General features: G+C 69.2%; 23 protein-coding genes. 7 read left to right on the forward strand and 16 right to left on the reverse strand.

Annotated features, from left to right (window positions below; all coding sequences use genetic code 11):
- Nucleotides 1-148: 148 nt before the first annotated feature.
- From MFF56_RS03855 to MFF56_RS03865, 3 genes are all read right to left on the reverse strand, one after another.
- Nucleotides 149-1537: an SLC13 family permease gene (locus MFF56_RS03855; protein WP_238229529.1), complete on the reverse strand. Its 1389-nt coding sequence runs from the start codon at nucleotides 1535-1537 to the stop codon at nucleotides 149-151.
- Nucleotides 1534-2715: a glycerate kinase family protein gene (locus MFF56_RS03860; RefSeq protein WP_238229530.1), complete on the reverse strand. Its 1182-nt coding sequence runs from the start codon at nucleotides 2713-2715 to the stop codon at nucleotides 1534-1536. The genes MFF56_RS03855 and MFF56_RS03860 overlap by 4 nt, the downstream gene beginning before the upstream one ends.
- A 119-nt stretch (nucleotides 2716-2834) precedes the next feature.
- Nucleotides 2835-3236, reverse strand: coding sequence for an exopolysaccharide production protein YjbE (locus tag MFF56_RS03865; protein ID WP_238229531.1), 402 nt, complete (start codon nucleotides 3234-3236; stop codon nucleotides 2835-2837).
- Nucleotides 3237-3409: 173 nt separating this feature from the next.
- Between MFF56_RS03865 and MFF56_RS03870 the strand changes: the two genes are divergently transcribed.
- The 5 genes from MFF56_RS03870 (at nucleotide 3410) to MFF56_RS03890 (ending at nucleotide 8467) form a co-directional block, all read left to right on the forward strand.
- On the forward strand, nucleotides 3410-5320 hold the full coding sequence (locus MFF56_RS03870; protein WP_238229532.1) for a potassium transporter Kup: 1911 nt from the start codon (nucleotides 3410-3412) through the stop codon (nucleotides 5318-5320).
- Nucleotides 5321-5496: 176 nt separating this feature from the next.
- Complete coding sequence (locus tag MFF56_RS03875; RefSeq protein WP_238229533.1) at nucleotides 5497-6243, forward strand: glutaredoxin family protein; 747 nt, start codon at nucleotides 5497-5499, stop codon at nucleotides 6241-6243.
- 58 nt (nucleotides 6244-6301) lie between these two features.
- Nucleotides 6302-6538, forward strand: a complete 237-nt coding sequence (locus MFF56_RS03880; RefSeq protein ID WP_238229534.1) for a hypothetical protein — start codon at nucleotides 6302-6304, stop codon at nucleotides 6536-6538.
- A gap of 577 nt (nucleotides 6539-7115) precedes the next feature.
- Complete coding sequence (locus tag MFF56_RS03885) at nucleotides 7116-8123, forward strand: HWE histidine kinase domain-containing protein (protein ID WP_238229535.1); 1008 nt, start codon at nucleotides 7116-7118, stop codon at nucleotides 8121-8123.
- Nucleotides 8124-8257: 134 nt separating this feature from the next.
- Nucleotides 8258-8467 (forward strand): hypothetical protein, encoded by a 210-nt coding sequence (locus MFF56_RS03890; protein WP_238229536.1) that lies wholly within the window; start codon nucleotides 8258-8260, stop codon nucleotides 8465-8467.
- A 126-nt stretch (nucleotides 8468-8593) separates the two neighbouring features.
- On the opposite strand, the gene MFF56_RS03895 is transcribed toward MFF56_RS03890, so the two are convergent.
- The 4 genes from MFF56_RS03895 to dps all read right to left on the reverse strand — a co-directional run bounded on the left by MFF56_RS03895 (nucleotide 8594) and on the right by dps (nucleotide 12443).
- Nucleotides 8594-9769 carry a hybrid sensor histidine kinase/response regulator gene (locus tag MFF56_RS03895; RefSeq protein WP_238229537.1) on the reverse strand — a complete coding sequence of 392 codons (1176 nt, stop codon included), beginning with the start codon at nucleotides 9767-9769 and terminating at the stop codon, nucleotides 8594-8596.
- 8 nt (nucleotides 9770-9777) lie between these two features.
- A complete protein-coding gene (locus MFF56_RS03900; protein ID WP_238229538.1) occupies nucleotides 9778-10203 on the reverse strand; it encodes a response regulator in 426 nt (141 codons plus the stop codon).
- Entirely contained in the window at nucleotides 10187-11311 is a 1125-nt protein-coding gene (locus MFF56_RS03905) for a sensor histidine kinase (RefSeq protein WP_238229539.1), read from the reverse strand. The genes MFF56_RS03900 and MFF56_RS03905 overlap by 17 nt, the downstream gene beginning before the upstream one ends.
- A 595-nt stretch (nucleotides 11312-11906) precedes the next feature.
- On the reverse strand, nucleotides 11907-12443 hold the full coding sequence (dps, locus tag MFF56_RS03910; RefSeq protein ID WP_238229540.1) for a DNA starvation/stationary phase protection protein Dps: 537 nt from the start codon (nucleotides 12441-12443) through the stop codon (nucleotides 11907-11909).
- Between the two features lie 201 nt (nucleotides 12444-12644).
- Here dps and MFF56_RS03915 point away from each other — a divergent pair, with 201 nt between their 5' ends.
- Nucleotides 12645-13019: a hypothetical protein gene (locus MFF56_RS03915; protein ID WP_238229541.1), complete on the forward strand. Its 375-nt coding sequence runs from the start codon at nucleotides 12645-12647 to the stop codon at nucleotides 13017-13019.
- A gap of 178 nt (nucleotides 13020-13197) precedes the next feature.
- Nucleotides 13198-17124 (forward strand): ATP-binding response regulator, encoded by a 3927-nt coding sequence (locus tag MFF56_RS03920; protein WP_238229542.1) that lies wholly within the window; start codon nucleotides 13198-13200, stop codon nucleotides 17122-17124.
- A 382-nt stretch (nucleotides 17125-17506) separates the two neighbouring features.
- Here MFF56_RS03920 and MFF56_RS03925 read toward each other — a convergent pair whose 3' ends face one another.
- The 9 genes from MFF56_RS03925 to MFF56_RS03965 form a co-directional block, all read right to left on the reverse strand.
- Nucleotides 17507-17911 carry a hypothetical protein gene (locus MFF56_RS03925; protein ID WP_238229543.1) on the reverse strand — a complete coding sequence of 135 codons (405 nt, stop codon included), beginning with the start codon at nucleotides 17909-17911 and terminating at the stop codon, nucleotides 17507-17509.
- Nucleotides 17912-18058: 147 nt separating this feature from the next.
- Nucleotides 18059-19669 (reverse strand): T6SS phospholipase effector Tle1-like catalytic domain-containing protein, encoded by a 1611-nt coding sequence (locus MFF56_RS03930; protein ID WP_238229544.1) that lies wholly within the window; start codon nucleotides 19667-19669, stop codon nucleotides 18059-18061.
- Between the two features lie 131 nt (nucleotides 19670-19800).
- Complete coding sequence (locus MFF56_RS03935; protein WP_308445263.1) at nucleotides 19801-20883, reverse strand: CBASS cGAMP-activated phospholipase; 1083 nt, start codon at nucleotides 20881-20883, stop codon at nucleotides 19801-19803.
- Complete coding sequence (locus MFF56_RS03940) at nucleotides 20826-21296, reverse strand: type II CBASS E2 protein (protein ID WP_238229546.1); 471 nt, start codon at nucleotides 21294-21296, stop codon at nucleotides 20826-20828. Before MFF56_RS03940 ends, MFF56_RS03935 begins: the two co-directional genes overlap by 58 nt.
- Nucleotides 21293-22552 (reverse strand): nucleotidyltransferase domain-containing protein, encoded by a 1260-nt coding sequence (locus MFF56_RS03945; RefSeq protein WP_238229547.1) that lies wholly within the window; start codon nucleotides 22550-22552, stop codon nucleotides 21293-21295. The genes MFF56_RS03940 and MFF56_RS03945 overlap by 4 nt, the downstream gene beginning before the upstream one ends.
- A gap of 174 nt (nucleotides 22553-22726) precedes the next feature.
- The gene (locus MFF56_RS03950) at nucleotides 22727-23260 is read right to left on the reverse strand and encodes a hypothetical protein (RefSeq protein WP_238229548.1); all 534 of its coding nucleotides are present in this window, start codon (nucleotides 23258-23260) and stop codon (nucleotides 22727-22729) included.
- Nucleotides 23261-23309: 49 nt separating this feature from the next.
- On the reverse strand, nucleotides 23310-24221 hold the full coding sequence (locus tag MFF56_RS03955) for an ATP-binding protein (protein WP_238229549.1): 912 nt from the start codon (nucleotides 24219-24221) through the stop codon (nucleotides 23310-23312).
- Between the two features lie 207 nt (nucleotides 24222-24428).
- A complete protein-coding gene (locus tag MFF56_RS03960; RefSeq protein WP_238229550.1) occupies nucleotides 24429-24629 on the reverse strand; it encodes a hypothetical protein in 201 nt (66 codons plus the stop codon).
- A gap of 33 nt (nucleotides 24630-24662) precedes the next feature.
- The gene (locus tag MFF56_RS03965) at nucleotides 24663-24836 is read right to left on the reverse strand and encodes a hypothetical protein (protein WP_238229551.1); all 174 of its coding nucleotides are present in this window, start codon (nucleotides 24834-24836) and stop codon (nucleotides 24663-24665) included.
- Nucleotides 24837-25104: the final 268 nt, after the last annotated feature.

The following is a 25104-nucleotide window of genomic DNA, read 5'->3' on the forward strand; positions in this document are numbered from 1 at the left end:
GTTAGGCTGCGCAGTCATGGATCTGGCCGCAAATTGCGTAATCGCCACGTCGGCCGGATCTGCAAGCGACCGGAGGGTCGACAAGCGGCCCCGGGCAATCTCGCACCATCGAAGCACCGCGCTCGGCCGTTTCGCCGCCGTGATGTCGTCAGAGAGCAAGGCCAATACGCGACCAGAACACGAGGTAGGCGACAACCATCAGCGCAGCATAGGCAGGCGCCAGGAACGCGCTCAGTCGGAGAAGGTCCCGGGACGAGAAGGCCGGTCGGTCGCCGTCCTGGAAGATCAGCAGCGCCTTTGAGCTGACCGGCAGGGTCAAGCAGTAGTCCATCCCGACATTCGCCAAGAACGCCACCGCGAGAGGGTTCAGGCCCAGACGGTGCGAGAGGAGCAGCAGCGGCGGGAGCAACGCGGCCACCCGGGCCGTGTGGGACACCATGTAGAGGTGCGCCGTCATGCCGAGGGCCAGCAACCCCAACATGACCAGCAGCGGCGAGCTACCGCTATCGACGCCGCTCGCGCCCAACGCCGAAGTAATCAGCCACTTCGCGGCACCCGTCGAGATCAGGGCGCGACCGAGCACCAGTGAGGCGGTGATGAACAGGACCAGCGACCAGTTCACGGCCTCCACGCCCTCGTTCCAAGTAAGGACGCCGAGGCCCGGCATCGTTAGCAGAACCGCACCGGCCACCGCCACGGTCGCGATCCCGAACGGGTGGTATCCCTCGGTTAGCCACAGTCCGAGCATGGCTGCGACCACCGCTCCCGTCCGCCATTCCGCGGGCGAGAGAGGACCTGCGGGGGCGTCGACCTCGCCAATCGGCCGGGCCCGCGCCTCCCCGTCGAGGAACAGGCGACTGACCAGGAACGTCGTCATCAGGCTGGCGGCCAAGCCGAACGGCAGCCCCCAGAGCATCCACTGACCGAACCCGATGGTCCGGTCCGACAGCCTCTCCAGGAGGTCGACAGCGACGAGGTGCGAACCGGCGCCCGTCAGGCTGCAGATCGTCGAGATGACGATGACGGCGGGGATCAGCAAGCCGACCGCCCTGGCGACGCGCTCGTCGTCGTCCGCCTCGGTCAGCCCTCGATAAAGTGGCAGCAGCACGGTGGCGCGCCCCGAGGTCGAGGGGATCAGGAAAGCGAGCGGGACGATGCCGAGGGTCAGGCGCCACATCAGGCCCCCGACCGTGGTCCCGCGTCCCGCGACCAAGGCGGTGAGCCGGCCGGCCAGCCCGCTCTTCTCGACCGCGGCGCCGAGGACGAAGGTCCCGATGACCAGCCAGACCACCTTCGACCCCAGGCCGTCGATCAGCGCCTGCTGCTCGACCCCCCGGACCGCCACGAGGAACAGCGCGGCCGCGACGGCGACGTAGCTGCCGCTCAAGTCCGTCAGGGTCCAGAAGACCGCCGCCCCGCCGAAGGCCAGCAGAGCGGCCCGGGCCGGCCAATCAAGCCCCTCCGGCAGGGTCACGGCGATACAGAGCGCCGCGAGGGCCCCCACCGCCGACAGAGTGCGCTTGGACGGATGGGTCAAGCCTGCGACCCGCTGTTCTGGCGGCGACCCAGTGCGACGCCGGCGAGGAAGGTCCGCATCATCTGCTCAGCGGAACGCCCGAGCTGCTCCTCGACGTCGCGCATGGCGTCGTCCAGCGACTGAGGCCGGCCGATGACGGAGAAGTACGCGCAGACGCCCTCGTCCAAAACCTCGCCCGAGCGCTCCCCCAGCGTTCCGGCCAGCACGACCACGGCCTTGCCGGCGGTCGCCCCGCGCCTGCCCATCTCGGACGGGATCTTGCCCCGGACGGACTTGTAGTCGAGGCCGCCCTCCGCGGTGACGATCAGGTCCGCCCAGGCCACGGCCTCGTCGACCCCGTGGAACGCGAACAGCAGGTCGAACCGCGACCGCAGGGTGCCGCCGACCAGGGCGTGGAGCCCGGCCCCGGCGCCCCCGGAAGCTCCTCCGCCCGGCATGAGGCGGACGTCGACGCCGCAGTCGCGTTCGACCACGGCGGCGAAGCGGTCGAGCGCCGCCTCCATAGTGCGGACATCGTCCTCGCTCGCGCCCTTCTGCGGGCCAAAGACGCGGGCGACGCCCCGGGGACCCGTCAGGACATTCTCAACGTTGCAGGCGACCTCCATCGGCACTCGGGCGAGCCGCGGGTCCCGGCCGGCGAGGTCGATGCGGTCAAGTTCGGCGAGCCCGAGGCCGCCGCCCACGATGTCCTCCCCGCTTCGGTCGAGGAGACGCACGCCGAGCGCCTGCGCCAGACCGGCGCCACCGTCGTTCACTCCGGAATCCCCGCACCCGACGATGACCCTCGTGGCCCCGGCATCGAGCGCGGCCAGGATCAACGCGCCGACGCCGCGGGTCGTCGTCCGCATCGGATCGCGCCGGTCGTGGGGCACGTGGCTCAGCCCGGCCGCGGCGGCGAGCTCGACGACGGCGGTGCCGTGATGAGTGCCGCCGAGCATGGCGAAGGATGTGTCCAGCACCTCGCCGAGCGGTCCGGTGACCCGGGCCGGCCGGAGCTCGCCGTCCGTCACCCGGGCCAGCGTCGCCGCCGTGCCCTCGCCGCCATCCACGAGCGCGAGTTCGCGAACCTCCACGGCGTCGGATGCCCGTCGCAGGCCGGTCGCTATCGCCGACGCGACGTGCTCGGGGTCGAGGCACCCCTTGAACCCGGACGGGGCGACGAGGACGCGGATGTTCATGGTGTCGTGGGTCCTCGCGCCGCGCTGGTCTCCCGGCGCGGGTGACCGGACACGGCAAGGGCCCGCCACGGCGATCCGGGCGGGCCCTTCGGATGGAAACTCAGGCGGGACCGCTCGCCTCAGCAGCCGTCGTCCTTGGCGGCCTGGTCGCCAAGCTTCTGGTTGGCCCCGGCGTTGTTCATGGCCCCGACCGTGCCGGGCGAGGCAGGCTGCCGGCCGCCCGCGAGGTTCTTGCTCGACGTCCCGACACCCGCGCCCTGGTCGTTCTTGGCTTCCGACCCGGGCTTCTGCCCGACCATCTGGTTGGCCCCGGCGGCGTTCATGGCCCCGACCGTGCCCGGCGAGGCGGGCTGCTGGCCGCCGGCAAGGTTCTGGCTCGACTTGTCGACGTCGGAGCTTTTCGGGTTCACCTGCCCGGGCGTCGGGTCCTTGGCCTTGGTCGCTCCGGTGTTGCACGGGGCCGCCAACGCCGGCGCCGCGAGGGCGAGGCTCGCGATGGTCGCCAAGACGAACGTCCTCATGGGCTCTCCGCCTGTTCCGTTGTGCACCTCCAAAGGGGGTGGCCGGGCCGAAGTTCCATTTCGCGGGGTACTCATCGGCAATTCGCGATTGCCGTCCGCGAACGTTCCCGATGCCGGACCGTTGAGAGCCGGGCCCGCAGAGCCGTCCAGGCGCGGGTCGGGGGAGACCATCGATGTCCGCTGGCGCCACGACCGAACCCACCGCGCACGACACATCGACTCCCCCCGTGGCGGGACACGGCCCCCGGACCGGGTTCTGGGCGCTGGCCCTGGGCTCGGTCGGCGTGGTCTACGGAGACATCGGGACCAGCCCGCTCTACGCCCTGAAGGAGTCTCTCCATGCCGCCAGCGGCGGCCACGCCCCGACCCGCGAGATGGTGTTCGGCGTCGTCTCCCTGATCCTCTGGGCGCTGATCCTCATCGTGACGCTGAAGTACGTGCTCATCGTCATGCGCGCTGACAACGACGGCGAAGGCGGGACGCCCTCCCTGGTGGCCCTCGCGCAGAGGGCGCTCGGCCGGTCGGGGGGCTTCGTGATCGTCCTCGGCATGATCGGCGTCAGCCTGTTCTACGGCGACGCCATCATCACGCCGGCCATCTCGGTGCTCTCGGCCATCGAGGGGCTGAAGCTCGTGACGCCCGCCCTCGACCCCTACGTGCTACCCCTCAGCATCGCCATCATCGTCGGCCTGTTCGCAGTCCAGAACCATGGCACGGCGAAGGTGGCGTTCGTCTTCGGGCCGCTGACCGCGCTGTGGTTCATCGTCATGGCGCTCGGCGGCCTCGGCCACCTCCTCGACGACCTGAGCATCGTGGCCGCCTTCAACCCAACGCACGGCATCGCCTTCCTACTCAGCCACGGTACCGCTGGCCTCCTCGCGCTCGGCGCGGTGTTCCTGGCCGTGACCGGGGCGGAGGCGCTGTACGCGGACATGGGCCATTTCGGCCGGCAGCCGATCCGGGCGGCGTGGTTCGGTCTCGTCCTGCCAGCCCTGGCGCTGAATTACCTCGGCCAGGGCGCCATGTTGCTGGCCCATCCCGAGCGGATCGAGAACCCCTTCTTCCTGCTCTACCCGTCCTGGGCGCTCCTGCCGATGGTGCTGCTCGCTACCGTGGCGACGGTCATCGCCAGCCAGGCGGTCATCACCGGCACGTTCTCGATCACGCAGCAGGCCATGCAGCTCGGCCTCCTGCCGCGCATGCGGGTGCTGCGCACCTCCGAGACCGAGAAGGGCCAGATCTACATCCCGCGGGTGAACTGGTGGCTGCTGACCGCGGTCGTGTTTTTGGCAGTGCTGTTCAAGTCGTCGAGCTCGCTGGCGGCTGCCTACGGCATCGCCGTCACCGGGGACATGGTGATCACGGCCTGCCTAGTGTTCGTGGTCGCGTGGCGGTTCTGGCGCTGGCCGGCGGCGGTCGCGGCCCTCGTCCTCGCACCTTTCCTCCTCGTCGAGTTCGTGTTCCTATCGGCCAACGCGCTCAAGATCCTCCACGGCGGCTGGGTGCCCCTGACTATCGGCGCCGCGCTCGTCACGGCGATGTGGACTTGGCGGAGGGGCTCGGCGCTGATCGCCCGGCACATCCACGAGCACCGCGTTCCCCTGGCCGACTTCACGCACATGGCCGAGACCGGCTCAGTCCTGCGCGCTCCGGGAACGGCCGTGTTCCTCACCGGGTCGCCGGACGACGCGCCGGGAGCGCTGATGCACAACGTGAAGCACAACCACGTGCTGCACGAACGCAACCTCATCCTGACGGTGGTGACCGAGGAGGTGCCCAAGGTGTCCGGAGCCGGGCGCGTCACCGTCGAGCGTCTGTCCGACGCCTTCACCGGCGTGACCGTGCGCTTCGGCTTCACGGAGTTGCCCGACCTGCCGCGGGCCCTCGCCAACGCCGGCATGGACGAGGACGGCCTGTCCTACTTCCTGAGCCGCCGGGTGCTGGTGGCCTCGCCGACCACAGGCATGCCGGTCTGGCAGGATCGGCTCTACATCGCGATGGCGCTGGCGGCGACGGACGCATCCCGCTTTTTCCGCATCCCGGCCGAACGGGCCGTCGAGATCGGCGCCCGCATCGACATCTAAGCCTTTATCTCTGCGGCCTCGGCCCGGTCGTGGCGCTTGGGCGACGTGCCGATCCGACGGAACGGTGCGGGATTCCAGGCCAAGGTTCGGCGAGCGCGTCACATAGGCTCGTATTCGATCCGGCTCGTCGCAAGATGTCTCGGCAAACGAGGTCACCGGCAAAAAGGAGCCGCCTTATGCTCGACACGACCCGCAGGGCCACCGTCTACCGGATGGTGATGGAGAAGCACGTTTGTCCGTTCGGGCTGAAGACCAAGGACCTGCTCGAACGCGAGGGGTTCACGGTCGACGACCACTGGCTGACCACCCGCGAAGAGACGGACGCATTCAAGGCCGAGCACGGCGTGAAGACCACGCCGCAGACCTTCATCAACGGCGAGCTGGTCGGTGGCTACGACGACCTGCGCCGTCATCTCGGCAAGGAGGTCAATGACCCGAAGGCCACCAGCTATGCACCGGTGGTCGCCGTATTCGCGATGACCGCCCTGATAGCGCTGGCGACGAGCTACGCCGCCTACGGGACGCCGCTGACGGTGCGGGCCGGCGAATGGTTCATCGCCTTCAGCATGTGCGTCCTGGCCATCCTCAAGCTGCAGGACGTCGAGAGCTTTTCTTCGATGTTCCTGGGCTACGACCTGCTGGCCCGACGCTGGGTGCGCTACGCCTACGCCTACCCGTTCTGCGAGGCGCTCGCCGGCATCCTGATGGTCGCCGGCGCGCTGAGGTGGTTGTCGATCCCGTTGGCCCTGTTCATCGGCACCGTCGGCGCAATCTCGGTGTTCAAGGCGGTCTACGTCGACAGGCGCGAGATCAAGTGCGCCTGCGTCGGCGGCTCGGGCAGCGTGCCCCTCGGGTTCGTCTCGCTGACCGAGAACCTGATGATGGTCGCGATGGCCGTCTGGATGCTGGTCGCCCACCACTGACCGGGACGCTTGCGATGGTCCCGTCACGGCATGGTCCCCTACGGAATGTAGCCCGGGTTTGACGAGCATCGGCCTCGCGATCCTCGTCAACCTGTGGTCCATGACGCCCGGGCTCGCCGAACGGCGGGGCAAGAAGGATTTGAAGCGTTACTGCGCCGGGGGCACTACGACACAGCGTTGGGACGTCGACCCTGGCGGACAAGCGATGGACGCCTACTTAGAGAAGCACCGCAAGGAGCTCCCGGGTTATTGTCGCCGGGCGGTCGATGCCAATCAGGCGCAGGTCGGCCGATGAGCACCGGGCGCTACCTAACTGTCATGCTCGCCTCAAACTGTTCGGACGCCCCGACGCAGAAACGACCGGTCACGAGCCCGCAGGACGCATAAGGCGGTGGCGGGGCGCGGGACAGAGTGTTCACCGTGCCGAACCCGCATGGCCTGACCCCGTTCCCGCTGGGGGCGAAGATCTACCATGCCTGCATGCGCCGCCTCGGGGCCGAACCCAAGCCGCCGTGCGAATAGGCGCGGTGGTCGGGGTCAGCGGGCGTCGATGGGTCCGGGTGGCTGGGGCGCCGGCGGGTCGCCCTCGGGAGTTGTGGGACCGGGCGGCGGATCGCCGATGGGCGGGGCCGGGTCGTCGCGTGGCGGACATGCGTTCGTCTCCTTCTGCCGACCCATCGTGACGCGTCGGCCCCCGATGAACGCGCGGCCCGCCAAGACGGTCCCGACCCACGGTCGTGACCGTCCACGTGGCGCCCCGACCCATCGGGCAACCTTCCACGACCGGACCGGTTGAACGTCGCACGCTTCCGCATGGCCCCGCACGGGCCTGGCCGCGTTCGTGGCCCCGGGTACCTGGAGACAGTCGCGCAGTGTGGGGTAACGACAAGGGGTCGGGCGCGGTCGACCTCCGGCTGCTGCGCGCTGTGGTCGAGGCGTCGGGCGAGGCCATCATCGTCACCACCGCAGGGCTCGACGAGCCCGGGCCGTGCATCGAGTACGTCAATCCCGCCTTCACCCGAATGACGGGATACGAGGCACACGAGGTGAGCGGGCGGTCGCCCCGCCTCCTCCAGGGCTCCCGGACGGAGCGCGCGGCCCTGGACAGGTTGCGCCGGGCCCTCCAAGCCGGCGAGGCGACACGTGGCGAGGCGCTCAACTACCGTAAGGACGGCACCACCTACGTGGTCGAGTGGCTGATCACCCCGGTGCGCGCGACCGACGGGGCCATCACCCACTGGGTGTCGACGCAACGCGACGTCACCGAGCGGCGCGCCTCCGAGGACCTGCAGGCGATGATGGTGCGCGAACTGCACCACCGCGTGAAGAACACCCTCGCGACGGTCCAGGCCGTGTTGAACGCCACGCTGCGCTCGTACGCGACTCTGCCGGACTTCACGCGGGCGTTCTGCGGTCGGATCGACTCCCTCGCCAGGACGCACGCCCTCATCACCGAGGACGCCTCCCAGGCGGCCTCGTTCGACGGGCTCCTGCGGGGGGAACTCGACGCCTACGACGAGCACGGGCGCGTCGGCCTGGACGGGCCCACGGTCGTGCTGCCCTCCGAACTCGCGGTGCCGGTCGGCATGGCGCTGCACGAGCTGACGACCAACGCCTTGAGGCACGGGGCGCTCGCCGTCCCGTCCGGACGCCTGCGCGTCCGGTGGCGGATCGAGGAGAGCGAGGCAGGCCGGTTCCTCCTCTGGGACTGGCAGGAGCATGGCGCGCCGGCGGCGAGCGGTCCGGGACGCCAGGGCTTCGGTTCCCGGCTTCTGAACAAGGTCCTTACCGCGCAGGCCGCCGCCGACGTGGACGTCACCCACGGCGCCGACGGGATGCGGGTCTCCGTCCGGTTGCCTCTCTCACGGCGCCCGGCATAGCGCGCGCGGGGATTGCGACGGCCGGCCCCCGGGGCAGGACGGACATCGTCCACCTTGGCCCCTCGTCGGGGAACCCGTCCCCGCGGAAAACCCTTGGCCTGCCGAGCCGGCATCCGGCCGGCGCGGAGACCGACATGTCGAGCGATACCGAGAAGCACCGTTCGTTGCTGACCGCGCTCAAGGACGCGCAAGGCAAGGGCGACGGATCCTTCGATCAATCCGTGACCGCCGCGTTCGAGCACGTCTTCGAGCACCTCGGGCGCCTGAACGACCACGTTTCCCAGGGTGGTCCCGAGGGCGGAGAGCGGCACCTGCGGCCCGGCGAGTCCTCCACCTTGCGGTAGGTGGGGAACCTCGCGGCCGGTCGTCCGACGGCCGGCCGCGGATGTCGCGGCGGTCGCGGAAGCCTCCACGGCAAGTTTATGCCGCGGGTACTGCCGGCCTCGCCGAGCGAGGGACCCGGCGTGCGGTCAGGTCGGCGATGCCTCGGCGAAGGTCCGTGAAGGCTTGGAAGGTATGCCGGCGGGCAGGCGGAAACGGAACGTCGTTCCGCGGTCGACCGCGCTGCTGACGGCCAACACCCCGCCCTGGCGCTCGACCAGGTCCCGGCACAGCAGGAGCCCGAGGCCGCTGCCCCGCTCCCCCGCCGTCCCGTTCGTCGTCGTCCGCCGATCCAGACGGAACAGGTCGTCGACCTTGCCCGGCGGCATCCCGACGCCGGTGTCGGCGACCGAGATCTCGACCTCATCACCGAGGCGACGGCCGAAAACCGTGACGGTCCCGCCGGGCAGCGTGAACTTGACGGCGTTGCCGACGAGGTTGCGCAGCACGGTGGTGAGCATGTCCCGTTGCGCCCGGACGGCGATGCCCGCGCACGAGGCGTCCAGGGTCAGCCCCTTGTCGGCGGCGGTCTCGGCTGCGCCCTGCATCACTTCCGTGGTCACGGCGTCGAGGTCGACGTCGGTCAGGGTGACCGCCAGCGTGTCCATCTGCAGGCTCGCCCAGGAGAACAGGCTCTCCAGCAGGGCATAGGCCTGCGTCGCCGCTTCCTGGATGCCCTTGGCCCGGCGCTCGATGGAGGCGGGGTCGCGCGCGGCGACCGCCTTTCCCAGCACCTCCGACAGGCCGAGCAGCGCCTGGAACGGGTTGCGCAGGTCGTGGGCGATGATCGAGAACAGCAGCGACTTCTGCCTGTTCAGGGTGTCGAGTTCGAGCGACTTGGCCTCGGCCTCCCGCCGTGCGTCGGCGAGCTCCGCCTGGAAGGCCTGCCGGGCCTCGGCGAAGCGGATCGCCCGCGCCAGCCCGGATGGGGTGACCTCGGCCTTGTCGATGTAGTCCAGCGCGCCGGCCCGCATCAGCCGCGTCGCAAGGTCCGGGTCGGCCTCGCCGGTCAGCATCAGCACCGCCCGCGCCTGCCCCTCGACCGCGAGCAGGGTCTTGAGCAGCGCGAAGGTGTCGATGCCCGGGAGCCGGTAGTCGAGCAGCACGCAGTCGAAGGTCGCCTCGGCGGCGAGGCGCCGGCCTTCCTCGCCGCCCGCGGCCTCCGTCAGGGTATGGGCGAGGCCGGACTTGGCGAGCGCCCGCCGGACGGCCGCCCGGTCGACCGCGTCGTCGTCGATCAACAGGATGCGGGTCGGGTTCGTCACGGTGACGATTATGCAGGAAACTCGACCACCTTCCAGTAGTGCTCCAGCAACGCCACCGCCTCCATGAAGGTGTTGGCCGGATCGCGCTTGACGATGTAGCCGGCGACGTTGTGCCCGTAGGCGCGCATCCGGTCCTCGTCCGCCTTCGACGTGGTGATCATGAACACCACCGCCGAGCGCAGGTCCTCGTCGGCGCGCACCGTCTCAAGAAACTCGATGCCGTTCATGCGCGGCATGTTCAGGTCGAGCAGGATCAGGTGCGGCTTGGGCAGGCGCTCGCACCCGTTCTCGCCACGCAGGATCTCCAGCGCCTCGATGCCGTCGCGGGCGACCGTGATCGGGTTGCCGATCTTACTCTTCTTGAAGGCGCGCTTGAGCCCCTGGACATCGACCTCGTCGTCGTCGACCAGCAGGATGTTAACCGTCGAGCCCATCGGCCTGTCCCTTCCGGCCGTCGCGCGGCCACGTGAAATGCACCGCCAGCCCACGCCCGTCCGACCCGTCGGCGAGCCAGACCTTGCCGCCCTGACGGTCGACCAGCTTGCGCACGATGGCCAACCCCATGCCGCTGCCCTCGACCTCGTCGCGGGGCCTCAGAGTTTGGAACATTCCGAACACGCGCTCGCGGAACTGCTCGGGGATGCCGGGACCGTCGTCGGTCACGACGAACTCGACCGCGTCCCCTCCCGGCTTGGTCTCAACCCGGATGCGCCCCTCGCCCGGCCGGTCGTGATGCTTGATGGAGTTGCCGATGAGGTTCTGCAAGGCCTGGGTCAGCGGGGCCCTCGCCGCCTGTAACGTCGGCAGGGAGGCGTCCGCCGTGATGGTGAAGCCTTCGGGTGGACTGACCAGGACGGCAAGCTCCTCGACGAGGGCCTTGCTATCGACCGTGTCCATCGTCGCGTCGGCTCGACCCGCCCTGGAGTAGGCGAGCAGGTCGTCGAGCAGGCTGTCGAGTCGCCGCACCCGGCTCTTGAGGAGCTCCATGTTCGTCTGGACGTCGCCGGTCAGCGAGCCTTCGAGGTCCTCCTCGATCCACCCGACGAGGTTCTCGATGCCGCGCAGCGGCGCCTTGAGGTCGTGGGAGGCGACGTAGGCGAACTGCTCCAGTTCTTCGTTCGAGCGGCGCAGGTCGATGGCGTGCCGGGCGAGCCGCCGTTCCAGACCCTTGCGCTCGGTGATGTCGGTGTTCGTCCCGAACCAACGCAGGATGGCGCCGTCCGGCCCGCGATGGGGCGCGGCTAGCGACAGGAACCAACGGTACTCCCCGTCGGCGCCGCGCAGCGGGAAGGTGTCCTTCCACGGTTCGCCGGTCCGGAAAGCCTCGCTGATGCGCTCCACGACGCGCTCGACGTGGTCGGGATGGTGGACGTCGCGCCAACCCCAGCCGCGCATCTGCTCGATTGTGGTGCCGGTGTAGTCGTACCAGCGCCGGTTGTACCAGATGATGTCGCCGCTCGGTTCGGCGACCCAGGCCATCTGCGGCAGCGCGTCGGCAAGCGCGCGGAAGTCGTCCGCCGTCAGGTTAGCGGCTCGCTCCACGCAAACTCTCCCTCATCGATGGATCGGCCGGGACGATGACGCCTGCCAACTTTGGTACAGGCGTGGCGCCCCATGTCGTGACAAAGCGGCGGCGGCAAGGCCTTTCATAGCGTAACCGTATAGACTGGCCGTGGTCGCGACGACATCTCCGCGGCAGCGGTCCCGACTCACTTGGACCGCGAAGCGACGTGGGTCGAGATGCACGACGGGGAATACGGTTCGATGCGCCGCTTGCTGGACGAGGCTGTCGGTCGTGAAGTCCATGCCGACGCCTTGGCGGACTTGGCGGCATGCAGGCCCGGGGACGTGCACGTTCCGACTTTGCGCGTACTGGCTCGCAGCCAGCGCATCCGCGCCATGGAGTTGCGCGGCAATGCAGCCGCCTTGCTTCGACCGCGAGGCGTCGGCGGAAATCCCGGCCAGGGCTGAAGGACGCCCGTTGCGCTTGGTGCAGGCAACGCCAAGTCCGCCCCCGCGCGGCCTCGACAGGTCGCGGCGTGGGCGTAGGGGTAGTTGGCCTGCCGAGCGCATCGCTCGTCGGTCGGCACAGTGGCCTCCCCTCCGTTCGGTCGGTCAAGGAGGGGCGGTACACCACTCAGCTGCGGGCGTCGCCGTCCCGCATCTGGCCTGTTGGCTCCTGGATGTGGGCCTCAAGGAACCAGAGGTGCTTGTCGACGGCGCGCGACACCTCCGTGAACAAGTCTGCCGTGTCGGGGTCGCCGGCCTCGTCCGTCTCGTTGATGTTCTCGCGCACGGCATTGGCGTACGCGGCATAGCTGTCGATCAGCGCGGCGATGTGGTCGGCGATTGCGTAGATCCCGGTCGGGTAGGCCGGGAGCTTGGTCGATCCCGCCACGACCTGCGCGGTTCCAAGGGCCGTGCCGCCAAGTTGCACTGCCCGCTCGGCCACCTTGTCGTTGAGGCCACTGATCTCGGCGCGGAACCCGTCCAACATGAGGTGGATGCCGATGAACTGCGGTCCCTTGAGGTTCCAATGGGCCTGCTTGATCGCCAGGGCGAGGTCGATGCCGTCGGCCAGCCGTGCGTTCAGCGCCTCGATGGACACCCTCTTGGCGTTGGAATTGGTGTTGTTGCGGGTCTGATGAGTACGCGGGGTGCTGCTTATAGCCATGCCTGTGCTCCACTGTATCGAGGCGGCAATAGCAGAGCGTACGGGAGGTTCCCCCAGCCGGAGCCTGACCTGCGGGGTTCGTGAGCCCGCCCCGTCTAGGGTGCAGCCGCCGCCAATCCGGAGGCGCCCGCGGATGCCGTCGCCATCGGTCCCTGGGACGTCGAGGCCATCTCGAAGGGCCACAAGTTCGAGCGGTGCACGATGAGCCGGACGACCGATCAAGGGGTCGACGTCCGCTTCACCCGTGACGCGGACGGGCTCGACCTGACCATGAGTTCGCCCAAGTGGAAGCTCGGGCGCGGCAAGAGCTACCCGGTCGAACTGGCAGCCGGGTCCTCGACCCTCCAGGCGGACGTCGCCGCCTCCGGCAACGCGGTGTCGCTGCCGGTCAAGGACGACAAGTTCCTGCGTTCGCTCAGGCTCGCCGACGGCCTGGACGTGAAGGGAGAGGGCGCGACCATCAAGGTCGCTTTGGACAAGAGCGCGGCCGGCCTGGACCGGCTAGAGGCGTGCTACGCCAAGAACGGATCGGCCACCGAGACGAACCCGTTCGTCGCGCCCAAGGGCAAGCCATAGGATCGGCAGGCCCGGTCGGGCGGGACGGCACCGGGGCGCATCTCCGGATGACGGACCCGCTCGACCGGCCGTGGGGATTGCCGGGAACCGGGCGGCACCGGCTTGCGCTGGCCATGGTTTCGCCGGGTCCGGCAAGCATTCCGAACTCACGCCGATTCAATAATTTCGATCCAGGCCCGTGTCCGACAACGTCCTTCCCTTCGCGCGTGCCACCGTGGACGCAGACGACCTCGCGGCGGAGAACGCCCGTTTGCGGGCGCTCCTGCAGCGGGCCGGCATCCCGTCCGACGCACCGGCGCCCGCCCCCGATACCGGCTTCATCGCCGGGGGCGGCGAGATGGGCGCGCTCATGCGCTCCATGGACTGGTCGCAGACGACGTTCGGTCCCGTGGAGACCTGGACCCAGGCCCTGCGCTCGGCGGTCAGCATCTGCCTGACCACCCGCTTCCCCGTCGTGCTGTACTACGGGCCGGAGCGGGCGCTGATCTACAACGACGCGTGGCGCCCGGTCGTCGGCGACAAGCATCCCTGGTCGTTCGGCCGCGCCGGCACCGAGGTCTGGGCCGAGATCTGGGACATCATCGGCCCGATGTTCGACGCCGTCTTCGAGACGGGCGAGGCGACGTGGTCCGACGACCAGCTCCTGCCTCTGAACCGCTTCGGCTACGTCGAGGAGTGCTACTTCTACTACTCGTACAGCCCGATCCGCGGCGAACGGGGAAGGGTCGAGGGCATCTTCACGGCGGTGACCGAGACGACGCTTCGGGTGCTGGCCGACCGGCGCACGCGGCTGCTGCGCGACCTCGCGGCCCGGTCCATCAGTGCCAAGTCGACGGAGGAAGCCTACGCCATCGCCGCCGCCGTCCTGGCGGACGATCCGCACGACGTGCCCTTCGCGCTCCTGTACACGCACGACGCCGACGGCGAGGGCATGACGCTGGCGGGCCGGGTCGGCATGCCCGCGTCGGCGGGCAACCTCGCCATGTCGGGCACGGACGGTGACGACGCTTGGTCGATCCGGCAGGTCGCGGCGACCGGTGTCCCGGTCCTTCTCGAAGGGCTCGACCTCGTGATGCCGGGCCTGCCGGGCGGGCCCTGGCCCGAGGCGGCGACCCAGGCGCTCGTCCTCCCGGTCACTGCCGGCGAGGGCGGACGCACGAGCGGCATCGCCGTCATCGGCATCAGTCCCAGGCGACGGTTCGACGAGCGGTACAAGGCCTTCTGCGAGCAGGTCGTCTCCAACCTCAGCGCCGCCGTCTCGAACGCGCTTTCCTATCAGGAGGAGCGAGCCCGCGCGGAGCGGCTGGCGGAGATCGACCGCGCCAAGACCTTGTTCTTCTCGAACGTCAGCCATGAGTTCAGGACCCCGCTGACGTTGATGCTGAGCCCGCTGGAGGAAATCCTCGCCCTGCCGGCGGCGAGCCTGCCGGGGGACGCGCGGGACCTCACGGCGGTCGCCCATCGCAACGGCCTTCGCCTGCTTCGCCTCGTGAACGGGCTGCTCGACTTCTCGCGGGTCGAGGCCGGCCGCGCCCGGGCGGCGTTCCGCCCGACCGACCTGGCGCGCACCACCTCCGAGCTCGCCGGCAACTTCCGCTCGCTCTGCGAGCAGGCCGGGCTCCGGCTCCTCGTTGACTGCCCGCCGCTCGACGCGCCGGTGCCGCTCGATCCCGACATGTGGGAGAAGGTGGTGCTGAACCTCCTCGCCAACGCCTTCAAGTTCACGTTCGAGGGCGCGATCACGGTCGCCGTGAGCCGGGTCGGCGACCGCGCCCAGCTGCGGGTCGCCGACACCGGCACCGGAATCCCCGCACAGGAGCTCCCCCGGCTGTTCGAGCGCTTCCATCGGGTTGAGGGCGCGCGCGGCCGTACCTTCGAGGGCAGCGGCATCGGCCTCGCCCTGGTGCAGGAACTGGTCAGGCTCCACCACGGCGAGATCCGGGTCGAGAGCGAGCCGGGTCGCGGGAGCGCCTTCACGGTCACCCTGCCGTTCCACCAGGACGAGGCCCCGGCCGCGGAGGCCTCGTCCATGCCGCAGGTATCGACCGCGGTTCGGGCGGAGGCGTTCGTCGCCGAGGCGCGGCGCTGGATGTCGGGCGAGGCCGGTAGCGACTTGGCGTCGGAACCCGACGAGGTACCGGCCGAGGCTCTGTCACACCTCGACGTGGGTCGCATCCTGCTCGCGGACGACAATGCCGACATGCGCGAGCACGTGCGCCGGCTCCTGGCCAACCGGGGCTACCAGGTCGAGGCTGTCGCCGACGGCGAGGCCGCACTCTCGGCCGCGCGGTTGCGGGTCCCCGACCTGCTCCTCACCGACGTGATGATGCCGCGCCTGGACGGCTTCGGCCTGCTCGCCGCCGTGCGTGGCGACGCCGGGCTGCGCGACCTACCGGTGATCATGCTCTCGGCCCGCGCCGGCGACGAGGCCAAGGTCGAGGGGCTTGGCGCAGGTGCGGACGACTACCTGACCAAGCCGTTCTCAGCCCGCGAGCTGCTCGCCCGCGTCGGGACGAACATGCAGCTCGCGCGCGTCCGCCGCGAGGCGGCGCAAGCGCTGCGGCGCGCCAACGAGGGCCTGGAGGCCGAGGTCGCCAGGCGGACCGCGGAGCGCAACCGGATCTGGGAGACCACGAACGACCTAATGGGGACCGCCGGCCTCGACGGCTTCATGAAGGTCGTCAACCCGGCCTGGGCGAAGATGCTCGGCTGGTCGGAGGAGGAGTTGCTGGGCCGGCCCTTCCTCGACATCATCGATCCTGCGGACCATGCCGAGACCGCCGAGGTGGTGGCCCGGCTCGCACGCGGCGAGACGGTGACAGGCTTCGTCGACCACGTCCGGACCGCCGCAGGCGATTGGCGCACGGTGATGTGGACCGCGGTCCCCGATCCCGGCACCGGCCTGTTTCACATCGTCGGTCGGGACCTCACCGACCAGCACCGCGCCGAGGAACAACTGCGGCAATCGCAGAAGATGGAGGCCGTCGGGCAACTGACCGGGGGCATCGCCCACGATTTCAATAACCTGCTCACCGGCATCTCCGGGAGTTTGGAGTTCCTAGAGAACCGGATCAACCAGGGCCGGTACACCGACGTGCCTCGTTACGTCGCGGCCGCGCAGGGCGCGTCGAAGCGGGCGGCGGCGCTGACACACCGGTTGCTTGCCTTCTCCCGCCGGCAGACCCTCGACCCGAGGCCGACGGACGCCAACCGTCTCATCGCAGATATGGAGGACCTCGTCCGCCGGACTATCGGACCCTCCGTCCGCCTGGAGGTCGTGGCGGCCGGCGGCCTGTGGACGACGCTGGTCGACCCGCCGCAACTTGAGAACGCACTCCTGAACCTCTGCATCAACGCCCGCGACGCCATGCCGGAGGGCGGCCGCATCACGGTCGAGACCGCCAACAGGTGGCTCGACGACCGCGGCGGCAGGGAGCGCGATCTCGATCCCGGTCAGTACGTCTCGATCTGCGTCACCGACACCGGCACCGGCATGACGCCGGAGGTGGTGGCGAAGGTGTTCGACCCGTTCTTTACCACCAAGCCCATGGGGCAGGGGACGGGCCTCGGCCTCTCGATGATCCACGGCTTCGTCCGACAGTCGGGGGGCCAGGTCAGGGTCTACTCGGAAGTCGGCCAGGGCACCACGATGTGCCTGTACCTGCCGCGCCATTACGGTGACGCCGAGAACGTGGACGCCCTGCCCGAGTTGTCGGACGCCCCGCGGGCCGAGCAAGGCGAGACGGTCCTCGTGGTCGACGACGAGCCCACGGTGCGGATGCTGGTGACCGAGGTGCTGGAGGAGCTCGGCTACACCGCCATCGAGGTGGCCGACGGCGCGGCTGGCCTCAGGGTGCTCCAGTCGGATGCCCGCATAGACCTGTTGGTCACTGACGTCGGGCTGCCCGGCGGCATGAACGGCCGGCAGGTCGCCGACGCGGCGCGCCTCACCCGTCCGGACCTGAAGGTGCTGTTCATAACGGGCTACGCCGAGAACGCGGTTCTCGGGAACGGCCATCTCGAACCCGGCATGGCGTTGCTGACCAAGCCGTTCGCGGTCGAGACACTCGCGGTGCGCATCCGGGAGATGATCGCGCGGGGATGAGCTGCCGGGGGCGGCGAGGCAACCACGCCGGGCCTGCGGACGGTGTGCCGGCAAGGGCCTACGCGGTACGGCGCCCCATGCCCGGCCTGCCAAGGATGTTCGTCGCCATGAGGCCCGGCACCAGCCTTGCCCCGCCCCGCCCCGCCCCGCCCCGCCGGATGATCCATGCCGTTCGGAATCACCGCCATGTCAGCTCTGAAATCACTTAATGGGCCATAACATGCTGATGTCATGGCCTCCGCTTTTCCCCTAGAGCGGACGTCCGAAGAGGCAGGGAGGAAGGTCCGAAAGGGGTCAGGAGTTCGCCCCCGACTTGTTCGGCTGTGCGCCATCAATGGATCTTCAGTTGCAACCACGCGAATGGCCGCTTGGAGCCCGATAGCTACCATTGAGATGGAATGGTCGCTCCGGCGGCCACATCCAGGACCTTGGCTGCCTTCTGAATCTGCCCGCTGGCCTCGTCGATGGCGTGCCGGACCGAGAGGGCCGTCAACGCACGGGTGATGGCCACCGCCATGACCGCCAGCAGCGCCCCGGGGGTGAGGAAGCCCGCCACCGGTGCGGGTTCAATGATCTTGGGCCAATGGCCGTTCGAGGCTGCGTCGAGGCAGCCGTGCCGGTCGAGTAAGTAGACGGTGCGGCCGCAGGCGTTGCGCCGCTGGACTGCGCGGTCGCGCGGTACCGCCGCGTCGTGCCGGTTGCCTCCAATCGACCCGCGTGGGTTGCATAGCATCCTGCGGCACCCGACGAACCGGTGCCCTCCACCCGCCGCCAAGCCCTGCACCATGAGCCTGTTCCGATCACCTGAGCAGGATGACCGGTCACGCTCCGCCCAACCTCTGGGAGCTGCCGGCATACCAGGGCGTGCAGAGCCAGGATGCCTCGACGGACCGCTCCGGGGCCGCCCCGCGGCGCGCAAAGCAATTTCTGACGTTCACGACACGGTCACGGCAAGCGGTTCCTCCTTGGGAGCCTGCGCTCTCGTGGCTCCCTCATAGTAACGCCTGAACTGCTCATGCCGGGCCAGGACGTCGGGCCTGTAAGGCCTGAGCCCGTCGCACTGGACCACGGGCCCAGCGGCGAAGCGCGCGTCGACGCTCGGGTGGACGGGGGCGTCCGGCTTCGGGTCGCGGGCTTCCTCCTCCCACGACTTGTCCTGCGCCCACCGCTGGATGCGAGCTGGCACCCACGAGGCCTCGGTGCGCGCGGCGATGGTGTCGCGCATGCCGGCCACCTCGCAGTGCTGCGCGCCGGTCGGCGACGGGTGCAGCCGCAGGCGCGGGATCGACATGACCTCGACCGGATGGTGCATGTCCGCCACCGCCGGCATGCCGTCGACCTTCAGCCCGTCCGGGATGCCGACCGCCTGCTCCAGCATCCACTTCAGCGCGATGTCGGACAGGCGCGATTCGGTCTCGTCGTAGCTTCCGCCGATGTCGGAATGGCTGCCCGCAAACCAGACCTGCCGGAACTGGCCCGGCACGCCGGAGGGGCGCGGGGGGCTCGCCTCCGTGGTTCCCCACTTCACCCGCCGGAAGTCCGCCCGGCGCTCGTCGATGGCGATGGCCGCTCGCGCGTAGCCGACCTGCGCGCTCAGGTAGCGGTCGAAGTTCTCCCCCTTCCATTCGGCGACGTGGCTGCGCTCCTGCCCCGCGACCGGCCAATCCTTGATCGTCTTGGTCCTGGCCGCCCGGAGCCGGCGGGCCACCACCCAGGCCACACCACCGGCGGCGAGCGAGAGCACCGCGGCGACGCCGATGTCGACCTTCCAGAACGGGCCGCCGAGCAGGAACGAGAGACCGCCGGCGAGCGCCGCCGTCGCGGTGATGGCGAGGCCGACCGGGATGATCACTGCGGCCGCCAGACCGGCCTTGATCAGCGACCGCTTCGCCCCGGCGACGCCGAGGGCCGCGACCGTGTCGAACGTCCCGATGAAGTACGGCTCGATGTTGGACTTGCGGTCGGTCGGGTCGCCGGCGTGATCGGGATGGTGCGAGGCATAGGTGTCGCGGAAGCGGCGGGCGAGCTCGGCCCGCTCGGCGTCGAAGTCGGCGCGCGGGTGGCCGGCACCGTGCTCCAGCACCGTCCCGACCGCCTCCCTGGCGATGTCGGCGGTCATCTTGCGGAACCGCAGGAGCGGTCCCTCCTTCCCCCGGGTCGGGACGCCGCAATACATCAGCAGGTTCGCCACGCACCGGACTGTGTAGGCCCCGCGGCTGAAGCCGATCAAGAACACCCGGTCGCCGGGCTCGTAGTGGTCGATGATGAATTTGTAGCAATCGGCGATGTTCTGGGCGATGCCCCGGCCCGAGAGCGAGGCCGCCATCTTCTGCGCGAACCGGACCGGCGCCGTCAGGGCGGTGGCGCCGATGTCGGTGCCGAGGCCGGGGTCGTAGAAGGCGACCTGCTCGGCCGGGTCGATCCCGCTCTCCGGGCCGACCTTGCAGACCCGGTACATCTTGTAGACGTTGCTGACGCGCTGCTCTGGACGGACGCCGCCGTCCTGTCCCGTGCCGTCCGAGAAGACCACGATGTTCTTGGGCATTCATCCGCCTCGTCGCAGCGCCACCGCCCGGGATCGCCCCGCGGGCTACCCGTCTCGAGCGGCGCCGCCCGGGACGGGGACATCGTCATAGTCGGCACCCGACGGTCGGTCGGGATGCCCCAAGCCCTGCGTCACGCCACGGGGCATGGCACGTAGGGTTCGACCTCGTCGTTCAGGAAGCACCGCTGGATCTCGCGGCCAGCCCCCTCGACGAGGGACCGGGCCATCAGCGGCAACTCCGCCTTGGCGCGGAGGTAGTCGTCGAGTGCGATGGGCGACGAGCTCTCGGGGGCATCGACGCGCATCAACTGGTCCCGGCCGATCAGCAGCCCGGTCTGCCCGAGGGCATTGTGCGACTGCGCCTTCATCGCCGCCGAGATGACGCCGCGCCACTGGATCATGCCGCCGGAGCCCTTGTTCGCGTCGACCTTGAAGGCGGTTTCCCCGCAGCCGAGGCTCAGCACCTGTATCTGGCGCCTGTCCAGGTCGAAGCAGGCCAGCGCATCCACCAGGGCGTTCATTGTCGGATTGTTGGACCACAGGCCGCCGTCGACCATGACGTAACCGTTGTTCGGCAGGGCCTCGAAGTAGGTCGGCGCCGCGGCGGTGCTCAGGGCGACTTTGACCATCCGCTCGAACCGGTCCTTCTTGTAGGCCGGATGGTGTGGGGTCTTGAAGATGAAGGGCTCGCCGTGGAACCCCTCGAACGCGGGGATGCAGAGCCTGGTCCCGGACTCGCCGAACGTCGTCTCGCCGAAGATGCGCAGCAGCTCGTCTTCCAGCGGCTTGCGCTCGTAGACGTAGCGATGATGCCTGCGCACGAAGCGCGTGAGCCGCTCGATGCGGGAGGGCGGCGGGAAGATGTTGCCGCCGCGCTCGACGTAGACGTCCCGGATCTGGCGAGCCGTCAGGCCGTGGGCCAACGCCAGCGCAACGATGCCGCCGGTGGAGGTGCCCGCGATCATGTCGAAGTGCCTCGCGACGGAGCGACCGTCCAGGAAACGGCCCTCCAACTCCGCCAGCACCGACGCGGGAAGGATGCCGCAGATGCCGCCGCCGTCGATAGACAGGATGCGGAAGGGGCGGTCCTTCGGCCAGGGCAGAGGTTCCCTGCGGCCCTGCTGGGTGCCATCGGACCGGCGCGGGGGAACGTAGGTCACTGACGCGCCTCCTGCTCGTCGAGGAGGGGCGCATGCCGGCCGCCCCCGGACCACTCCCCCGACGCCCGCCAGCCCTCGTAGCAACCGAGCCAGTCGAGGGCCCAGGGGATGGTGGTCTCGGCGAGAAGCCGGAACGGGGTCCACTCGCCGGTCTCGTGGTCGAACAGGCAGAGGACCGGATCGCCCGCCCGGTCGACGTAGACGTGGGGAAGCGGACCCTCCGCATCACCTCGCCGGGGCTTCAGGGGCGGCGTGACCACCCGGACCTCGGGCTGTTGCCTGAGCGGGTCGATGCGCTCGATCACGAGCGGGATGCGGTGCGACACCCGCACCTCGTAGGCGAGCATGAACGGCTTGAGGGTTCCTTGCCAAGTGGCAGTCCTGTCCGTGCGCGTGATCAGGCGGAACGTCGGCCAGGCCGCCCGGATGGCCGCATCCTGCTGCTCGATGGAGGGGAAGATGGTCACCACCGGCGCCCCCCGCGGAAGGTGTGGGCGACGGCCCGAGCCGGCACCGTCGCGGCCGCGCCGCCCAGGCCGATGAGCGCCGGCCGGCTCGGCACGTAGAGGCTCCCGCGGGACGTATAGGCGTGCGATCCGGACTGCACCGCCCGGCCGGTCCGGTCGTTGAAGCCCCGGATCGAGGCCGAGACCACGTGGCTGCCAAAGCAGCCCCTCAGCCAGTCCTGGGTGTCCTCAAGGCTCGAGCCGTGCCGCTTGACGTACTCCAGGCCATCTGCGAGCGCGGTGAGCTTCCCCGCGTAGTTGTCCTGCTGGCGCAGGTTCTCCGGCCAGCGGTCGGTGAAGCAGTCCTTCGGGAAGACCGGGTTGACCACCGAGACCTTCTCGCGGCGGGCGGACGCGGCGTTGAGCTTGCGGGCGATGGCTCGCGCCAGTCGGATCACCATCTCCGAGAGCGGGAGGCCCGGGCTCGCGACCTCGCCGGCGATGCAACTCAGCATGACCGAGGGCGGAATGCGGCCCTTCTCGCCCGCATAGACCACGTTGCGGTGCCGCTTGATCAGCTGCAGCGCGACCGTGGTGACGCTCTTCACGATCAGCGGCACCTGGTCCGGCACCTCGTCGAACTGTGCGTCGGCGCGGATCTCGATGCCCGCTGCCTCGGCGATCCGCCGGTTCACCGCGTCGGCGAACCGACGTTCGACCGGTGTACGCGCGTTGTACCAGTCGCCGAACCCGAAGGCGTTCATCGGCACGTGGCGCTGCTCATGCGCCGGTTTGTCCGGGTTGGCGTGGAAGATGTGGCTCTCGCGCTCTCCTCCGTACGGGAGCAGCGATGACGGGGTCACGTCGACATGCATGCCATCCGCGAAGAAGACCGTGACGCAGCGGGTCTGCCGCTCGACCGGCTTCAGGGTCGGGTAGTCGCGCAGGGCCTCGTAGACCAGATCCAGGACGGCACCGGGCGGCGCCAGGTGGTGGACGTCGAGTTCCGCGACGTAGTCGAGGTCATATTGCTCGTCGGTGCCGCGCGTGGAGATGGTCGCGTCGATGCGCATCGACCCCTGCGGGTAGTAACGCCGGACGCGGTTCTCCAGGGGGCTGCCCTTCCGATCCATGTGCCTGCAGACCGACTCGCCGCGGCCGCAGGCCTTCTCGTGCAGGCCCGGGGGCAGCTGCACGCGCACGGCGATGTCGACGAGGAGGGCGTCAAGGGGATCCTGCAACGGATCAATCTCGAACCTCGGGAGCGGGTGGTTCATCTCGGTCTCCTCGGACCTGGGTTTCGCCCCCGGCGACATGCCGGACCGGCACGGGGCGATGACCGGGAGGAGGGACCGTGACGCGGTCCTCGCCCTCGTATTCATCTCGTTATGTCGAAGAGATTAACGAGATGCGCGCCTCTGTCAAGCCGCGGGCCGCCTCGTCCGGGTCCGTCAGGCGATGCGCTGGTAGACGAACTCCGTGCCGCCTGTGTCGGCGGCACTCTCGCGCCGCATCAGGAAGCCGCTCGCCCAGAGCTGCTTCATCTTGGACGACGCGTTCGCGATGGTGATGCCGCGCGTCTGCGCGAACTCGGCGGCCCGGGCCTGCGGGCGTTCCAGCACGAAAGCGAGTGCCTCCTGGTTTCCGGGACTGACCGGGAGCCCAAGGAAACGCGCCTTCCGTCCGTCCCAGATCATCAGCGGCTGCTCGACCCGGCGCGCGGCGGCGTCGAGGTTCTCTTCAAGGTCGGAGGTTGCCACGTCGACGAGGCAGAACCCCTTCGCACCCTTGAACCGTCTGGCCAGCTCGACGACGCTCTCCGAGCAGAACGACACGTCCGCCCGCTTCACGCCCTTGAGGGAAATCCTGAACGTCGACTGGTCCGGATGGCTCTCGACATGGGCGAGAAGCTTCTGGAAAACCTCGCGACCCATCGCCCGGCCCCAACCGTCCGCACGGCCCATGAGCTCGTTGAGGGGGATCACGGCTGCCTCTCGTTCATGGTTGCCATTTAAGCAGGATGCCTTGATCGCATCAAGTAGCTAGCCCGAAGGTAAAAGCGATGTGAGTGCCTCTCAGAAGCGGTAGGCCCACGGAGCAATACGCAGTGGTGGTTTCGTAGGCACCGCGCGACGGCCGCAGGCGCACGTTCTGCCGGGCCAGCCGCACATCGAGTTCGGCCTGGAAATGAATCGCCTTCGTGGCGCAGTCCTTCAGGCCTTGGCCGTGCTTCGGGTCGGGGTGCCGCGACAGCCCGTTGCGGAACATCTCGACCAGGAGGTCGACGTCGGTCATGGCGGCGTACGCATCGGTCCTGGCGTTCAGGGCCGGACGCAGCGTCTCCATCAGCCCGAGGCCGTCGTCGCAGACCACGACCTTTACCTTGCTGCCCCCGGGATAGACTTGGAGCGCCACGTGCCCGTTCGTGCGGGTGTGGTCGTACACGTTGCCGATCAACTCGGAGAACAGCGTCGATGCGGCCTCGCTCAACGGCCCGGCGTCCGCACGTGCGGCGCAGGCTTGACGAAGCACCCCGGTCAGCCGGTCCGGCAAGTCGTCGTCGCGATGGGCAGCCGCGATGGGCACGATCTCGACCAGTCCGTTGTTGCCGCCTCGGAAGATGCTCGCGCCGGACACGAGGGGACGCTCGGGTACCGTCTCGACCCGCGGATCGAGACGGTCGAAGAACCCCATGCGGTCGATGTAACCCATCACGCCGCTCTGGCCGCCGAGAAAACTCAGCCTCACGCGCAGGGCAACCCCGGCCATCTGGTTGCAGTGCGCCAGGAGCCGGAGGACCCCGTCGAGCCAGAGCTTGCATCTCTCGTGCAGACGGAACTCGACCTCGGTGGTGCCGGGCGCGTCCGTGTTCGCGGCCCTGGCCACGGCCCAATCGACGTTCGCGGCGCTGGCCCACCCGCCCGACAATTCGACGACGCTGATCACGCTCGGTGCCGCACGCCCCGTATCGACCCCTCACATGTCGCCGAACGAATTCGGGCGAGGCTTGAGCATCGCCTCCCGAACGAGCCGGGGCCTGCGCCGGTTCCCCTCCGAGCCCAGGGTTTGCGAACAAAGGCCGGGTTTCGGGGCAACCTAGCGGACGACGAGGTCGCCTGGTCCGGTCAGCGAACGAGCCACTCGGTGGCTCGCTCAGGTCGACGTTCTGAGTGACGTCCGCGATCTCGCGCAGATCGCCCTCGGCATGGCCAGCCCGTCCAACGCACAGCGGATCTCGATGGTCTCTTCGCCGCCGTTCCTCCGGTCATCGCGCCGCAGGCTGACGCGACCTGAGAAGATATCGAGCACGTCGAGGTCCCGGATCGCCTGGGCGACCGTGTCCGCCGTCGCCATGTAATAAGTCCAGCCCTCGCCCCCATCGCCGGCCTACCAGTGGTGCTCGCAGACCATCCAGTCCGGAATTTCGGGAACCCGCACGAGCTTGGCAGCCTCGATGTTACGCCGGATCGTTGCGTTGTCGTCCTTAGCGATGCTGATGAGGGTGTTCGTGCCGCCCTCCTGCGGCACCGCGCTGAAGACGGCTTGGATCATCAGCCGCATAGCTAGCAACATCCGCTGCACGCCGATGGGTCTCTAGCTATAGGGGTTGGGTCCGCTCGTTTCAGTGCCGGCGTCAAGAGAGCATCGGCCACCTGTGGATCCCCCCGCCTTCGGCTTGCGCAGCTAGGAACGCCGAGACAGGGTCGCCGTCCACCTTAGAGCCTGTTTGAGGACGAAACCTCAGGCTGGATTGTTGAGGGCGTTGGCGGCCATGAGGCAGGCGACGCAGGCAAGACGGCCGGTCGCGACATCAAGGCGGCCGGCGCGC

This window comes from Methylobacterium hispanicum, from assembly GCF_022179285.1.
Classification (GTDB): Bacteria; Pseudomonadota; Alphaproteobacteria; order Rhizobiales; family Beijerinckiaceae; genus Methylobacterium; species Methylobacterium hispanicum.

What these genes read in the sequence shown, in the direction of transcription:
- MFF56_RS03860 (WP_238229530.1), bottom strand. Translation starts at nt 2,715, where the DNA reads ATGAACATCCGCGTCCTCGTCGCCCCGTCCGGGTTCAAGGGGTGCCTC.
- MFF56_RS03865 (WP_238229531.1), bottom strand. Translation starts at nt 3,236, where the DNA reads ATGAGGACGTTCGTCTTGGCGACCATCGCGAGCCTCGCCCTCGCGGCG.
- MFF56_RS03870 (WP_238229532.1), top strand. Translation starts at nt 3,410, where the DNA reads ATGTCCGCTGGCGCCACGACCGAACCCACCGCGCACGACACATCGACT.
- MFF56_RS03875 (WP_238229533.1), top strand. Translation starts at nt 5,497, where the DNA reads ATGCTCGACACGACCCGCAGGGCCACCGTCTACCGGATGGTGATGGAG.
- MFF56_RS03890 (WP_238229536.1), top strand. Translation starts at nt 8,258, where the DNA reads ATGTCGAGCGATACCGAGAAGCACCGTTCGTTGCTGACCGCGCTCAAG.
- MFF56_RS03900 (WP_238229538.1), bottom strand. Translation starts at nt 10,203, where the DNA reads ATGGGCTCGACGGTTAACATCCTGCTGGTCGACGACGACGAGGTCGAT.
- dps (WP_238229540.1), bottom strand. Translation starts at nt 12,443, where the DNA reads ATGGCTATAAGCAGCACCCCGCGTACTCATCAGACCCGCAACAACACC.
- MFF56_RS03915 (WP_238229541.1), top strand. Translation starts at nt 12,645, where the DNA reads ATGAGCCGGACGACCGATCAAGGGGTCGACGTCCGCTTCACCCGTGAC.
- MFF56_RS03925 (WP_238229543.1), bottom strand. Translation starts at nt 17,911, where the DNA reads ATGGTGCAGGGCTTGGCGGCGGGTGGAGGGCACCGGTTCGTCGGGTGC.
- MFF56_RS03930 (WP_238229544.1), bottom strand. Translation starts at nt 19,669, where the DNA reads ATGCCCAAGAACATCGTGGTCTTCTCGGACGGCACGGGACAGGACGGC.
- MFF56_RS03945 (WP_238229547.1), bottom strand. Translation starts at nt 22,552, where the DNA reads ATGAACCACCCGCTCCCGAGGTTCGAGATTGATCCGTTGCAGGATCCC.
- MFF56_RS03960 (WP_238229550.1), bottom strand. Translation starts at nt 24,629, where the DNA reads ATGGCGACGGCGGACACGGTCGCCCAGGCGATCCGGGACCTCGACGTG.
- MFF56_RS03965 (WP_238229551.1), bottom strand. Translation starts at nt 24,836, where the DNA reads ATGCGGCTGATGATCCAAGCCGTCTTCAGCGCGGTGCCGCAGGAGGGC.